Source organism: Phyllobacterium sp. (assembly GCF_037994425.1).
Classification (GTDB): Bacteria; Pseudomonadota; Alphaproteobacteria; order Rhizobiales; family Rhizobiaceae; genus Phyllobacterium.
Genome location: NZ_JBBNAM010000164.1, coordinates 17,192 through 30,755, shown reverse-complemented (window position 1 = coordinate 30,755; position 13,564 = coordinate 17,192). Strand labels below are relative to the sequence as shown.

Here is a 13,564-nt window from a genome sequence, read left to right as displayed (position 1 = left end):
GGTCTATACGATGGAAGAAATGGCGAAGGGCGACGTGCTCTTTGCCGCCACGGGCGTGACCGACGGCAACATGCTCAGCGGCGTCAAGTTCGCCCGCGACTACATCCAGACGCATACGGTCGTCATGCGATCGCATTCGCAGACAGTGCGCGAGATCAAGGCGAAGCACCAGGACATGGCGAAGTTCCAATAGGAACGCGGGGTAAGGTTATGCTGCCGGTCTGGTTCGAGACCGGCAGCTTTTTCGATTTTTACTGACTGTTTTCACTCTACCCTATTGGGATCACGTGTTTTTTGGTATTTTGTTTTGTGAGTACCTCGTTGCGATGGGTCAGGCATGAATATCCATTACGGAATTGTCTGCAATATATTGTCGATAGTCTTGGTTGTAGTGCCATTTTCTCCGCTTCACGCGCAGGAAACGGAGCTCGATCTTATTCAGGGCTATCGTTCGCGCGATATTCTCGTCGGCTTGCCTGACACCTCCGGGCCGTTCACCGTCATCAGCCGCAATGCCGATCCGCAGAATTTCAGCGCGACGGTCGAGTATGGCGGAGTCGACGCTCGCGCGATTGTTTCGGTCAACGGCGTGCGAGCCAGCAATGTCGCAGGTATGTACGCGGTCAAGGACGGACCGGACGATCCTGTGGTGCGCAGCCTTCTGGATCAAGCATTCCAATACCATTCGAACCAGCCCAATCAGGTCGCACAGCGGACCAATGTGAGCTATGGCAACCGCGCCATGGCCTGCGTCAGTTCCGACGATCCGCAGAAGAAGGACGATTTTCTCGTCTGCGCCACCGGTGTACTCGGACGTTACATGCTGATCCAGCCGGTCATGAACTATCGACTGAGTTCCAAGGAGGTCGTTGACAGGCAACTTGCGGATTTCGCCTCGTCCATGGCCTCCGCGATCAGTGAACTTGCCCTGCCTCCTGCCAGCAACTGACGCCATGTGTCGTGATTGGCGTTGGATAGGCCTTTCGGAGCATTGCTTTCGCAGTCGCCGGATGGTTGAACGATGCAATGACATCGGCACGGCTCTTTCTTGGCGTTGAACAATCGGCAACCGGCCTGAAGTGGGTAGACCGGCTCGCGCAGCGCGAGGCGAATATAGCGCTCGCCATGGCACAGAATCATGGTTTTCCAGATATCGTGACCCGCGTGTTGGCGGGCAGGGGCGTCGGGCTCGACGATGCCGTCGCCTTCATGGATCCCACGCTGAAAAGTTTGATGCCGGATCCTGCCTCGCTCACCGATATGGAAATGGCCGCCGCCCGCATCGCCAAGGCAATCGCTGGGGGGGAAATGGTCGCAATCTTCGGCGACTACGATGTTGACGGCGCCGCCTCCTCGGCGATCCTGTCGCGGTTCCTGAACCATTACGGTATCGCCAATCGCATCTATATCCCGGACCGTATTTTCGAAGGTTACGGCCCCAATCCGATCGCCATGCAGGAACTGGCGCAGCAGGCAAGCCTGATCGTCACCGTCGACTGCGGAACGAACAGCGCTGCTGCCATTGAAGCTGCGAGAGCCGCCGGAGCGGATGTGGTTGTTCTCGACCATCACCAGCTTGGCGGTGCGCTGCCCGCTGCCGCCCATGCCGTGGTCAACCCCAACCGCGAGGATGACATTTCGGGACAGGGGCATCTTTGCGCCGCAGGTGTCGTATTCCTGACGCTGGTGCAAACGCTGCGCACGATGCGTGAACGAGGCATCGCGACTGGTACTGCGGCTTTCGATCTCCTCTCGTTGCTCGACCTTGCTGCGCTCGCGACTGTTTGCGATGTCGTGCCGCTGAAGGGTCTCAACCGCGCCTTCGTGGTCAAGGGCATTCTCGTTGCGCGGGCGCAACAGAATCTCGGCCTCGCCGCTCTGGCGCGGGTAGCGCGCATCGGCGAGCCGCTCAACGCCTTTCATTTCGCCTACCTGATCGGTCCCCGCATCAATGCAGGCGGGCGCATTGGTGATGCCGGTCTCGGTGCACGTCTCTTGACCCTCGACGATCCCAATGAAGCGCTGCGCATTGCCGAGGAGCTCAACCGTCTCAACCAGGAACGCCAGGCAATGGAAACCATCATGCTGGAGCAGGCGGAGGCGGAAGCGATGACCGAACTTTCGGCCGCCGCTTCGGGCCCCGCCATTGTCGTTACCGCCAACGACGACTGGCACCCGGGCATTGTCGGTCTGATCGCTGCCCGGCTCAAGGAGAAGACGCGGCGCCCGGCGTTTGCCATCGCTTTCAATGCAAATGGAACCGGCGCCGGGTCCGGTCGCTCGATAAACGGATTTGATCTCGGCAGGCTTGTCCGCACTGCGGTTGAGGAGGGGTTGCTTGTCAAGGGCGGTGGCCATGCCATGGCAGCCGGCATTACCGTCGAACGCGGCAAGTTGGGCGCACTGCGCGCGTTCTTCGAGGAGAATGCGGCGACCATGGTCGGGGAATTGCGCGGCAATGAATCGCTGGAAATCGACGGCGCGCTGAGCGCCTCCGGTGCCACGGTCGCGCTGCACGACCTGATGGAACGCGCAGGCCCCTACGGTTCGGGACACCCACAGCCGGTGCTTGTTTTGCCGCATCACCGGCTCGTCGATGCGCGGGAGGTAGGAAGCAGCCATGTTCGGGTTACCCTGGCTGGCGCCGACGGTTCCCGGATCAACGCCATGGCATTTCGCGCCGTCGGTGCCCCGCTTGGAGACTTTTTTTTCAAGAACGTGGGCCAAACAATTCACGTGGCGGGCAACCTCTCCCTCAACCACTGGAACGGTTCAACTAAGACAGAATTTCGCATTCTCGACGCAGCGAAAGCCCTTTAGACAAGGACCGGCAGCGCCCGCGAACGCATTTTTGGGCGTAACACCGAAAATATTCAGTTTCAATTTGGCGGGATATGTTCTAGTTTTGTTCTCAATATGAGAGCGATGGGATCATGCGTAAGCCGGGCCACCCTGAAAAGCTGTATCTCGATTTTGACAGCTTCTTTGCCAGCGCCGAACAGCAACTGAATCCGGCGTTGCACGGCCGTCCAGTTGCCGTCGTGCCGCTCGACTCCCCATATACAAGTGTCATCGCCGCAAGCCGCGAAGCGAAACCCTTCGGGATCAAGACAGGTACATCGGTGCGTGAAGCCCGGGATAAATGCCCGGACATCGTGTTCATAGAGGCACGGCCGGATGTTTATGTCCGGTTGCACAAGCGTATTCTCGAGGTCATCGAGTGCTGTCTGCCGATTGCCGCGGTGCGGTCGATCGACGAAGTCGCCTGTACATTGTTGGAATCGGAAGCGCGGCAGGCGCCGGCGCTGGCGGCACGGATCAAGCGGTCGCTGCGTGACGAGTTTGGTCAGGTTCTGACCTGTTCAATCGGCATTTCGTTTAACGAACTCCTTGCAAAGATAGCGGCGGAAATGGACAAGCCTGACGGTTTCGTTGTCCTTGATCACACCGATCTCCCGGGACGTCTACTCGGGCTCGGCCTGCGCGACCTGCCAGGTATCTCCAAGGGCATGGCGACACGTCTTGCCGAGGCGGGCGTCACCGACATAGCAGGCCTTTGGGCACTTGCCCCCAAGCATGCGCGCGCAATCTGGAACAGCGTTGAAGGTGAGCGATTCATTGCAGCTCTACACGGCCACGCGGTCGAGAAACCCGAAACGGTCAAGCGCATGTTTGGTCATGGCCGCAATCTGCCACCGGATTGGCGGGTGCCGCAAAAGGTGCTGCAATGCGCCCGGCTACTGACGATGAGCGCGGCACGGCGTCTGCGCCGCTCCCATTTTCGCGCTGGCGCACTCACCTACACGGTAGGCACACGCCGCGAAAGCCGCGTTAGCCTGGAAAAGAGATTTAGGCCGGCGCGAGATGACCATACTTTTCTTAATGGCCTCAATGAGTTGCACGAGAAATTTATGATGGCGGACGAGATGCACAACATCAGCACGGTCACCGTCGTGCTGCACGAACTTTCGGACGAGGAGGAAGCGAGCCGCGACCTCTTCGACACGGGCGAAAACCGGAAGGAGCGGGGCCAATGGGAGCGGGTTTCGGATGTGCTCGACACGATCAGGGTGAGGCATGGTTCCAAGGCGCTCAACCTCGGTCCGGCAAATGGGCCCGGGAACTATATTGGCTCCAAGATCGCCTTTGGACGGATCCCCGCGGCTGAGGATTTTTGAGAGGAGCAACGCTCCGCGGGGTCAGGCTTGTGGCTGCGGCACAGAGTGGCTGATCTGCTCCTGAAGGCGAAGGAGCGGCCCGGGGCTCATCGCTGCTGGCGGGCTATAGGGATTGGAGAATGCATAAATGAGAAACAGGATAATGCCCGTATAAGCGCCGAACATGGAGATCAAAACGAGGTTCCTGCGCTGCGGCGGGTAAGAATAGTAGGCGATCGCAATGAAGACGACGCCTGCAAGAGCCGCGAACCAGAAGATTCCACTCATGGAATCGGCGACATTGCTCTCACGCCGGGTGCGGCTTTCGGAGACGGTATAGAGCCGATCCAGCATGTGGTTGCGGAGGCTCTCTTCGCGCTTGTTGGTCGGCTCGAGGTCAAGCACGGCGCGATAGGCTGAGTCCCATTTTGACCAGGCCTCCGGCGTCAGGCGATCTGTAGCGCCGAGGATCGCCCATTCCTTGTCGATCACAACGCTTATGTAGTCGTTGAGCGGTTTCTGGATTGCGGCCTCGTGACCACCGCCATAGCGTCCGGCATCGAAATAGATGTCGGCAACGGCGTTGGATTCAGTGGCGGTTTCGTTGCGGAGCTGCTGGTAATCGATCATCTCCTGCGCGAATACCAATGCCAGGATCAATCCATGCAGAGCCGAGACGCGGAAGATGACGGAGCTGGCAAGATCCCTCTCGTGGCCCTCGGGATCACCGCCGGTAATGACACGCATCAGAAAATAGGCGCCGAGGGTCAGGACAATAGTTCCGCCAACGAACAAGACAGCAACAAGAAGCTCGAATGCCATGTGTATCCCCCGCACGAGCAAAATCCCTTGGCCACTCTAGTTTCTTTCCGGAAAAAAGACAGGCTGCGTTCGGGGGCGCCACTTTCGCTCTTTGTTTTCAAACTCAGCCAGCCTGGCGTGCATAGGCAAGAATGAAGGAAATCAGCGCTCCGGCGCTGGTGAGCATTCGGACATGGTTCCAGGGCAGCCATTCGGCAAGATAACGGGTCCAAACCACTGCGCCCTCGGGGCTTGCAGGGTTGGCCACGGCAAGCGCGTCATTCAGCGGGACATTGAAGATCATCGTCACCGCGATCGTGCCGACGAGGAACAGCACGCTGCCGGAGACGAGCCAGAGCGAGCCCTGATCGGACCAGCGCATCAAGCCGGCCACGCCAAGGCCGAGGCAAAGGATGGCGGTGCCGAAGAAAGCGAGGCCGAAGCTCAAGTTGAGGATTGTGACATTGATCGAGTTCATGGCGGCAATGCCCTGCTCGGCCGGTAGGCGGGCGAGCGCTGCCATGACGAAGCTGGAAAAGGCGAAGAAAAGTCCCGCCATCAGGCCACTGCCGAGCGCGGCGAACAGGGTGAGGATCGGTATCAGAGCCATCATTTCGAAGCCTCCCACGTACCGCCTGCTGCGCATGCGTTGGCGAAATCGGCAAAATCCCGCGGTGCACGCTGGAGCGCCCGTTGCACTCCATCGGTGACATATTCGTTGCGCCCATCCAGCACCTCGCGGAACAATTCATCGATCAAAGCGGCGATATCGGCCGGCACGTCGTTAGCTGCAGGGCCCTGCATGAAGGAGTCGTGCGAAACAGTGGTGAAGCGGATATCGCGTCCGGTTGCCTTGGCGATTTCTGCCGTAGCTTCGGCAAACGTGACCAGGCGCGGGCCGGTGACCTCATAAAGCTCGCCGATATGACGCTTATCGGTCAGCGCGGCGACGACTACATCGGCAATGTCGTCGGCATGGATGAAGGGTTCACGGACGCCATTGACCGGCAGCGCCAGTTCGCCGGCGAGGATCGGGTCGCGGAAGAAACTCTCGCTGAAGTTCTCGGCAAACCAGCTGGCACGCACGATTGTCCAATCCGCACCCGATGCCTGCAAAGCCTGCTCGGCGCGTTGCGCTTCTGGCTCGCCGCGGCCTGAAAGGAGAACAAGGCGCTTCACGCCCTTGCGAACGGCAAGACGGGCAACGTCGCCGACCGCTTGCGCCGCGCCCGGCACTGCGAGATCGGGATAGTATGTGATGTAAGCGGCAGATACGCCCTCCAGCGCCACGGCCCAGGTGGCCGGATTTTCCCAGTCGAAGGCCTGACTGGCATTGCGCGATCCGATGCGGACCGGCAAGCCTCTTGCAGCCAGTCGCTCGCCGACGCGGCGCCCGGTCTTGCCCGTGCCGCCGATGATAAGGATCGGGAATTTCGAACTGTGGAACGTCGTCATTTTCAGCTCCTGTTAAACATGAGGAAGTCTCATATTTGCAAATGTGATAAATCCTCATATTATAGGAGTCAAGGAAAATGTGAGGAATGCTCATGAATGATGCGGCGGCAATCCCGGCTGACGCCGTGGCGCGACGCGAACCGACTCAAAAGCGCAGCCGCGAGCGCGTGGAGCGGATCCTTGGCTGCGCCTCGACGCTGATTGAGAAAAGCGGCAGCGACCCGATGCGCATGAGCGACGTCGCCGAGATGGCCGCGATATCGATTGGTTCGCTCTACCAATATTTTCCCGACAAAGCCGCGATCATAAGGACTTTGGCCGAGCGATATAACGTGGCAGGCCAGCAATGCATTGCCGAGGGGCTGGAGGGTGTCCGCGACAAGGCGGATTTGCGCCGGGCGTTTGGCGATTTGATCGATATTTATTATGCGATGTTCCTGGCCGAGCCGGTGATGCGCGACATCTGGTCGGGAACGCAGGCGGACAAGGCGCTGCGTGACATAGACCTTGCCGACAGTCGCATCAATGGCGCCGTATTGGCGAAGGCCCGCGAGCGAGTCGACCCAACTGCTGACCGGATAGAGCTCGAACGATCGAGTTTTCTCATCATGCAGCTCGGTGAAGCGACAATGCGCCTAGCCATCTCCGTTGACCGCGTCGAGGGCGATGCGCTGGTCGAACATTACAAGCAGATGGTGCTGCGCGAGATGGAGGAAGGATGAGCAAGGCGACGATCGATACCTGCGCCGTGATCTTCTTGAATGGCGAGGCACTGATTGAAACGATATCAGATACCTACGTGGCGACAAGCGGCTTGCAGGGGCAGGGGCTATTCACCCGGCGCGCCTGGGAAAAGGATGAGCTGCTGTGCGTCCTCGATGGCCAAGTCGTGGAGGCGAGTCGTTATCCTGTCTTGCTGACGGAAATGGAGTGGAATGCCTTACCGGCTGAAATGCTGCTGGTTCGTCCGTTGCGCACGAGCTACGGTTTCATCAATCACAACTTCAACCCCAATCTTGAGATCGGCATGGACTACCGCACGATCCGGGCAATCCGCGCCATTGCCGCGGGCGAGGAATTGACACTCGATTACGCCGCCCAGCCAGTGCCGGATGGCTATCTGCAACGGGATGACACGACTTTCATGCAAGGCGACTAAAGACTACGCCCTACAGAAAGCCGATCCAGCGGCCGGCAATGACGGCGCATAGCCAGACTGTAAGCGAAACCAGCGCGGAAACACGCGCCCGACTGCGGGAACCTTGCTTTTCATCGAGCACAAGCTGCCAGGATCGACTCCGGTTCAGCAGCAAGGCATTTCCGAGGCCGAGCGCAATCAATCCAAGTTTGGCGAGGAAGGCAGGATTGTTGATGTATGCCACCGGCCTCACTGAAAACAGAACCACGCCGGTCAGAATGGCGAGGCAGACGCCTGCTGCTGCAACGCGGATCAAGGGCGGGGCGATGATGCTCAAGGGATACTGCCGGAACAATCCGAGAATGCGAAGGTCGAGCGTGACAATGGCGCCGATGAGCAGGCCGACGGATATGATGTGGATGGCATTGGTGATCAGATAGGCGATCTGATAGCGCCGCAGCATCACCGCAACCGGCCACTCGGAAAAGCCCTGTAAGAGTTCGACGAAACCGCTGTTCACTGCGTCTTTATACGCTCAGGATAAAGATCATAGGTCTTGCCGCCGACGGAGATCCGCACTGCCTTCATGCGCTTTTCTTGTGGGTCGGTGGAGCGATTGCCGAGTGCAACGACCTCATCGCCCTTCATTGCCGAACCCTCAACGAAGCCCGCACGCGTGGTCTGGGTCGGATTGGCCAGCTCTATGTGCCAGAGCCCGTCGCTCGCGGTTTCCACATCAAGCGTCGGATGTGGCGGGCCAATATAGATTTCACGAATAGTGCCGCGAAGTTCGATCTGGTCGGCCTCCGCCCATGACCAGCCGTGGTGTGCGAGTGCGCCCGTGGCGATCACCGCAGCAACAGCGGCACCACTGAAAATTCGGCTCAGCAAAGCTTGCATGGCTGCCTCCCTTTTCACATGCCTAGAGAACGAAACTATCGCATCGATAGGAGGGAAGGCCAACAACAGTGTCGTGAACTTAAAACTCCAGCTGTGTTCAGTCGGGCAAACCTGCCATTCGATACCCGTCTATAAACAATTGCCGTGTGTCTGCGTCACGGAAAGGCTGCGAAGCCGCCCATTTACCGATGGAAAAGTTTGGATTGTTGGCCATGAAGAGCGCTGCCTCCTGACGCGCCTCCTCCAAATGTCCCACCTGCGCAAGGCTTGCCGCAAGAATACGCCGGGCTCCGGTGCGATATGCGGGTCCGCCGCGCAAGGTTTCGATCGCTTTTTCGTATTGCCGGGCGATGTAATATACGATGCCCTGTTCCCAATAATAGGAGACGGACGGGTGCGGATTCAGCCGGAACGCCCGCTCCATGAGGTCCATCGCGCCGCTTGCTCGTCCAGCATAGGCCAAGAGTTCCGCACGAAATATCAATGCGTCGGCGGAGTTGCGATCCATGGCGATCGCGGCATCGAAAGCCGCGTCTGATTCCGGCCATCGCCCTTCATAGGCGAGGAGATAGCCGAGTATCCAGTGGTTCTGAGCATCATTGGCATCGAGCGCCACTGCTTTCTCCGCCATTTCGAGTGAGAGTTTTCTATTGTCACCCGAGTCCATGGTATTTGCCCATGTAGACCAGAGGTTGAAGGCCAACCAGCCATGGGCTTCGGCATAGGTCGGGTCGAGCGCAACCGCCTGCTTCAACAGCACGATCGATTCGAAAGTTGCCTCAGGCGATCCGGCCGAGTTCCAGCTTAGCGAACGCGCCCTGACACAAAGGTCGTAGGCTTCCATGCTTTTAGGACGATTGCGCACCGGTGGCGCAATCAATCGCCCGACAAGCGCCCCAACGATCCGTGCCGTTACCTCGTCCTGGACTGCGAAAATATCCTCAACCTCGCGGTCGTATCGTTCTGCCCACAAATATCCGCCGCCCAGCGCGTCCACCAACTGAACATTGACGCGAATTCGCCCGGCGGAGCGGCGGGCGCTGCCTTCGAGCAGATAACGGACGCCGAGTTCGTCGGCTATCCGGCGAACGTCCACCGGTTTCCCCTTATAGGCAAAGGCAGAATGCTGGGCGATGACGAAAAGACCGGGCGTGCGTGAAAGCTCGGTAATGAGGTCTTCGGTGAGCCCGTCGGCAAAGAGACCATGTTCAGCCTTGCCGCCCATCGTATTGAATGGCAGCACCGCAACAGAGGGATGTGTTGGCAGCGCCAATGCCGTTGACTCGTCGGCGTCCCTTGGCCGCTGGCGAGCGGAACGGACGCGATACGCATGGATCGACTTGGCGAAATTCTTCATTGATACCGGCCCGAGATCGTCGAATTCCGCATCGATCTCGGGGCTTACCTGATCGAAGACATTCGATGAGATCGTTATGTCGCCAGCTTTGCCATGGCTTTCGAGCCGAGCGGCTAGGTTGACTCCGTTGCCGTAAAGATCCTTGCCTTCGACGATGACATCGCCAAGGCTGATCCCGATGCGCAGCACATATTGGCGCGTCTCAGGCTGCCCCTCATTTGCCGTGGCCATATCCCGCTGCAATTCCAAGGCGCAGCGCACCGCGCTTGCGGCACTGGCGAATTCCGCCAGTATTCCATCACCGAGGATTTTAACGAGACGTCCTTGATGGCGTAGGAGTAGCGGGTCGAGGACGTCGCGGCGCCGGTCCTTGAGCCGCGACAGGGTACCGGCCTCATCAAGTTCCATGTGACGCGTATAGCCAACGACGTCGGCGACGAAGATCGCAGCGAGTCGTCGTTTGACATGTTCGTCTGCCATTTTATATGCCGCCCCTGATCTCGAACTTACAAGCACAGTTCACCACCGTGCGGCCCACCCGCCAAGCGCTGTAATACTGCGTGTATTCGTGCCTTGCTATTGCATCAGAGGGATTAGGTGCTGGTCCCCAGCGCTTTCGGGCGGTTCGCCAATGAGAAAGACTTGCCTGACCGAGCGGATTGCACTAGCCAATAGAACACACGAATGAGCCAGGAATGACAGGCAAGCATGACTCTAGTTGATACTCGTACGCCCGACCCCAAGCGTTTCATCTCCGGCGCCACAGGCGACTGGGAAATCGTTGTCGGCATGGAAGTCCATGCCCAGGTAACCTCCAACTCGAAACTCTTCTCCGGCGCATCGACCGAGTTTGGCGCGGAACCGAATGACAACGTATCGCTGGTCGATGCGGCGATGCCGGGCATGTTGCCGGTGATCAATGAATGGTGCGTGCGTCAGGCAATTCGGACGGGCCTCGGTCTGAAGGCACAGATCAATCTGAAGTCGGTTTTCGACCGCAAGAACTATTTCTACCCGGACCTGCCGCAGGGCTACCAGATCTCGCAGTACAAGCAGCCGATTGTTGGCGAGGGAGTTATGACCATTTCGGTCGGACCCGACCGCAAGGGCGAATTCGAGGATATCGAAATCGGCATCGAGCGGCTGCATCTCGAACAGGACGCCGGCAAGTCGCTGCACGACCAGAATCCGACCATGTCCTATGTCGATCTCAACCGGTCGGGCGTCGCGCTGATGGAAATCGTCTCGAAGCCCGATATGCGATCATCGGATGAGGCGAAGGCTTATCTCACAAAACTTCGCACGATCGTGCGCTACCTCGGTACTTGCGACGGCAACATGGACGAAGGTTCTATGCGCGCCGATGTCAACGTATCGGTGCGCCGCCCGGGCGGTGAATTCGGCACGCGCTGCGAGATCAAGAACGTCAACTCGATCCGCTTCGTCGGCCAGGCTATCGAATATGAGGCTCGCCGCCAGGTCGGCATCATCGAGGATGGCGGCGCCATAGACCAGGAAACCCGTCTTTTCGATCCCGTCAAGGGCGAGACGCGTTCGATGCGCTCGAAGGAAGAGGCGCACGACTATCGCTATTTCCCCGACCCGGATCTGTTGCCACTCGAGTTCGAACAGGCCTATGTCGACGAGTTGAAGGCTGATCTGCCAGAACTTCCCGACGACAAGAAGCTGCGGCTTGTGAGCGAGCAGGGCCTGTCGGTCTACGATGCGTCGATTCTCGTAACCGAGAAATCAATTGCCGATTTTTACGAGGCGGTCGCCAAGGGACGCGACGGCAAGCTTTCCGCCAACTGGGTGATCAACGACCTCCTCGGCGCGCTGAACAAGGCAGGAAAGGGCATTGAGGAATCACCGGTTTCACCGGAGCAACTCGGCGCTGTCATCGACCTCATCAAGGAAGGCACGATTTCGGGCAAGATCGCCAAGGATCTGTTCGAGATTCTATGGAACGAAGGCGGCGACCCGCGCAAACTGGTCGAGAGCCGTGGCATGAAGCAAGTGACCGACACCGGTGCGATCGAGAAGGCTGTCGATGACGTCATCGCCGCCAATCCGGATAAGGTGGAGCAGGCGAAGGCAAAGCCGACGCTTGCCGGCTGGTTTGTCGGCCAGGTGATGAAATCGACCGGCGGCAAGGCCAATCCCCAGGCCGTCAGCGATCTCGTCAAGGCGAAATTGGGGATTGTCGAATAGATGTGGGTTCGCAGCGCTACGAAGGACGATCTCGACGCTGTCCAAGAAATGCTCGTTACGACCTGGCACGCAACGTATGACGATGTGTACGGGGCCGAGAAGGTGAAGGCGATCACCAATCGGTACCACTCCTTGGATGCACTCAAAAAGCAGCTGGCCAAGCCATATTCGGAGTTCATCATCGCCGATGACGGGGCCGATATTCTCGGCATGGCCTATGCTTCCCAGAAGGATCACAAACTGTCGATCCTCAATCAGCTCTATGTTCATCCCGAACACCAGAAACAGGGCGTGGGTTCGCTGTTGCTTGCGGAAGTGGAGAGCGCCTTTCCGGGCGTCTTCTCCATGCAACTCGAAGTTATCGAGGCGAATCAAAGGGCAATCCGCTTTTATGAAAGCAGGGGATTCGAACGGACCAGCAACCGGATCGACAATTGGGGCGAGCCGAATTCGGGAATATCAGTCCTAGTCCTCGAGAAGTCGCTAACCGGATACGAGCTCGCTCCATGAACGTTGAAACGTTCCTTACCTTTCAGGAGGCGACGCATGCCGACCTGCCGGCATTGATCGCGCTGTTTGCCGATGACGCGATCGGCGGCCACGGCGATACGACCGATCCGGCCGCGCTGCCCGACTATGAACGCGCCTTCGCAGCGATCGAGGCGAGCCCCAATGACCTGCTTTTCGTGGGCGTCCTGGGCGGCGAGGTCGTTGCAACGGCGCAGGTCACGTTCATAACCTCCTTGACCGGCCGCGGCACCAGGAGAATGGCGATCGAGGCAGTGCAGACCCGGGCCGACATGCGCGGTAGGGGCATCGGGGCGAGGTTGATCAATCACTGCCTGGACGTGGCGCGTGAGCGTAACATCGCGCTTGTGCAACTCACATCGAATGCGAAGCGCCCGGACGCCCACCGCTTTTACGAGCGACTTGGATTTGAGAAGAGCCACACCGGTTTCAAATTGCGCCTGGCGCCTGCTCACGCGTCAACTTGACCCTTGCCATTGCCCATTGATACGGCCATAAACCATTGAGTTGCCAAAGCACTATTGGCTGAACGACGTCGTTCGAGGATTGCCATGAAGACCTTCATTACCCAATTTTTCACCTGGTGGAATGGGCAGACGCTCGGTACCCGCTTCTTTACATGGCGTAAGGGGACCAAAGTCGGCGAAGATCAGTTCGGCAACATTTATTACGAGGGCCTGACTACATTCGATTCCGAAGGACGCAAGCGCCGCTGGGTTGTCTATAACGGCTATGCCGAGGCGTCGGCTATTCCTGCGGGCTGGCATGGCTGGATGCACCACCGTGTCGATACTCCGCCGTCCGAGGAAAATTACAAGCCATACGGCTGGGAAAAGATACATCAGCCCAACCTGACAGGCTCTCCCGCTGCTTATCGACCAAAGGGATCCATCGCCCATGGCGACAATCGACCGACGGTCACCGGCGACTACGACGCTTGGACGCCTGGTGCCTGATCCGATCTTCTTCTGCCACAATTGATCATTATCGACTGGCTGGAATCAAAATCCCCGACAC

16 protein-coding genes are annotated in these 13,564 nt (G+C 58.6%); 10 read left to right on the top strand and 6 right to left on the bottom strand.

From position 1 onward, the window contains the following. From AAAB35_RS12360 to AAAB35_RS12345, 4 genes are all read left to right on the top strand, one after another. Positions 1 to 193, top strand: a 193-nt coding sequence (locus AAAB35_RS12360) for a fructose-bisphosphatase class II (protein WP_340668576.1), incomplete at its 5' end; no start/stop codon positions are given. Positions 194 to 337: 144 nt separating this feature from the next. Continuing rightward, positions 338 to 949 carry a hypothetical protein gene (locus tag AAAB35_RS12355; protein WP_340668575.1) on the top strand — a complete coding sequence of 204 codons (612 nt, stop codon included), beginning with the start codon at positions 338 to 340 and terminating at the stop codon, positions 947 to 949. A 77-nt stretch (positions 950 to 1,026) separates the two neighbouring features. Next, positions 1,027 to 2,820 (top strand): single-stranded-DNA-specific exonuclease RecJ, encoded by a 1,794-nt coding sequence (gene recJ, locus AAAB35_RS12350; protein ID WP_340668574.1) that lies wholly within the window; start codon positions 1,027 to 1,029, stop codon positions 2,818 to 2,820. A gap of 113 nt (positions 2,821 to 2,933) precedes the next feature. After that, a complete protein-coding gene (locus tag AAAB35_RS12345; RefSeq protein ID WP_340668573.1) occupies positions 2,934 to 4,178 on the top strand; it encodes a type VI secretion protein ImpB in 1,245 nt (414 codons plus the stop codon). Between the two features lie 21 nt (positions 4,179 to 4,199). Here the strand turns inward: AAAB35_RS12345 and AAAB35_RS12340 are convergent, their stop codons facing one another. The 3 genes from AAAB35_RS12340 to AAAB35_RS12330 all read right to left on the bottom strand — a co-directional run bounded on the left by AAAB35_RS12340 (position 4,200) and on the right by AAAB35_RS12330 (position 6,413). Further along, positions 4,200 to 4,979: a hypothetical protein gene (locus AAAB35_RS12340; RefSeq protein ID WP_340668572.1), complete on the bottom strand. Its 780-nt coding sequence runs from the start codon at positions 4,977 to 4,979 to the stop codon at positions 4,200 to 4,202. Between the two features lie 103 nt (positions 4,980 to 5,082). After that, on the bottom strand, positions 5,083 to 5,571 hold the full coding sequence (locus tag AAAB35_RS12335; RefSeq protein ID WP_340668571.1) for an anthrone oxygenase family protein: 489 nt from the start codon (positions 5,569 to 5,571) through the stop codon (positions 5,083 to 5,085). Beyond that, positions 5,568 to 6,413, bottom strand: coding sequence for an NAD(P)H-binding protein (locus tag AAAB35_RS12330; RefSeq protein WP_340668570.1), 846 nt, complete (start codon positions 6,411 to 6,413; stop codon positions 5,568 to 5,570). The genes AAAB35_RS12335 and AAAB35_RS12330 overlap by 4 nt, the downstream gene beginning before the upstream one ends. Positions 6,414 to 6,505: 92 nt before the next feature. Between AAAB35_RS12330 and AAAB35_RS12325 the strand changes: the two genes are divergently transcribed. Further along, positions 6,506 to 7,135 carry a TetR/AcrR family transcriptional regulator gene (locus AAAB35_RS12325; RefSeq protein ID WP_340668581.1) on the top strand — a complete coding sequence of 210 codons (630 nt, stop codon included), beginning with the start codon at positions 6,506 to 6,508 and terminating at the stop codon, positions 7,133 to 7,135. After that, complete coding sequence (locus AAAB35_RS12320; protein ID WP_340668569.1) at positions 7,132 to 7,572, top strand: SET domain-containing protein; 441 nt, start codon at positions 7,132 to 7,134, stop codon at positions 7,570 to 7,572. The genes AAAB35_RS12325 and AAAB35_RS12320 overlap by 4 nt, the downstream gene beginning before the upstream one ends. Positions 7,573 to 7,582: 10 nt before the next feature. Here the strand turns inward: AAAB35_RS12320 and AAAB35_RS12315 are convergent, their stop codons facing one another. The 3 genes from AAAB35_RS12315 to AAAB35_RS12305 all read right to left on the bottom strand — a co-directional run bounded on the left by AAAB35_RS12315 (position 7,583) and on the right by AAAB35_RS12305 (position 10,288). Continuing rightward, positions 7,583 to 8,014, bottom strand: a complete 432-nt coding sequence (locus AAAB35_RS12315) for a DUF6644 family protein (RefSeq protein WP_340668580.1) — start codon at positions 8,012 to 8,014, stop codon at positions 7,583 to 7,585. A gap of 53 nt (positions 8,015 to 8,067) precedes the next feature. Continuing rightward, entirely contained in the window at positions 8,068 to 8,451 is a 384-nt protein-coding gene (locus AAAB35_RS12310; protein WP_340668568.1) for a DUF6152 family protein, read from the bottom strand. Between the two features lie 97 nt (positions 8,452 to 8,548). Further along, positions 8,549 to 10,288, bottom strand: a complete 1,740-nt coding sequence (locus AAAB35_RS12305) for an adenylate/guanylate cyclase domain-containing protein (protein ID WP_340668567.1) — start codon at positions 10,286 to 10,288, stop codon at positions 8,549 to 8,551. Between the two features lie 228 nt (positions 10,289 to 10,516). Between AAAB35_RS12305 and gatB the strand changes: the two genes are divergently transcribed. The 4 genes from gatB (at position 10,517) to AAAB35_RS12285 (ending at position 13,503) form a co-directional block, all read left to right on the top strand. Then, complete coding sequence (gene gatB, locus AAAB35_RS12300) at positions 10,517 to 12,019, top strand: Asp-tRNA(Asn)/Glu-tRNA(Gln) amidotransferase subunit GatB (protein ID WP_340668566.1); 1,503 nt, start codon at positions 10,517 to 10,519, stop codon at positions 12,017 to 12,019. Beyond that, the gene (locus AAAB35_RS12295; protein WP_340668565.1) at positions 12,020 to 12,529 is read left to right on the top strand and encodes a GNAT family N-acetyltransferase; all 510 of its coding nucleotides are present in this window, start codon (positions 12,020 to 12,022) and stop codon (positions 12,527 to 12,529) included. After that, positions 12,526 to 13,014, top strand: coding sequence for a GNAT family N-acetyltransferase (locus AAAB35_RS12290; RefSeq protein WP_340668564.1), 489 nt, complete (start codon positions 12,526 to 12,528; stop codon positions 13,012 to 13,014). The genes AAAB35_RS12295 and AAAB35_RS12290 overlap by 4 nt, the downstream gene beginning before the upstream one ends. A gap of 84 nt (positions 13,015 to 13,098) precedes the next feature. Continuing rightward, a complete protein-coding gene (locus tag AAAB35_RS12285) occupies positions 13,099 to 13,503 on the top strand; it encodes an NADH:ubiquinone oxidoreductase subunit NDUFA12 (protein WP_340668563.1) in 405 nt (134 codons plus the stop codon). Positions 13,504 to 13,564: the final 61 nt, after the last annotated feature.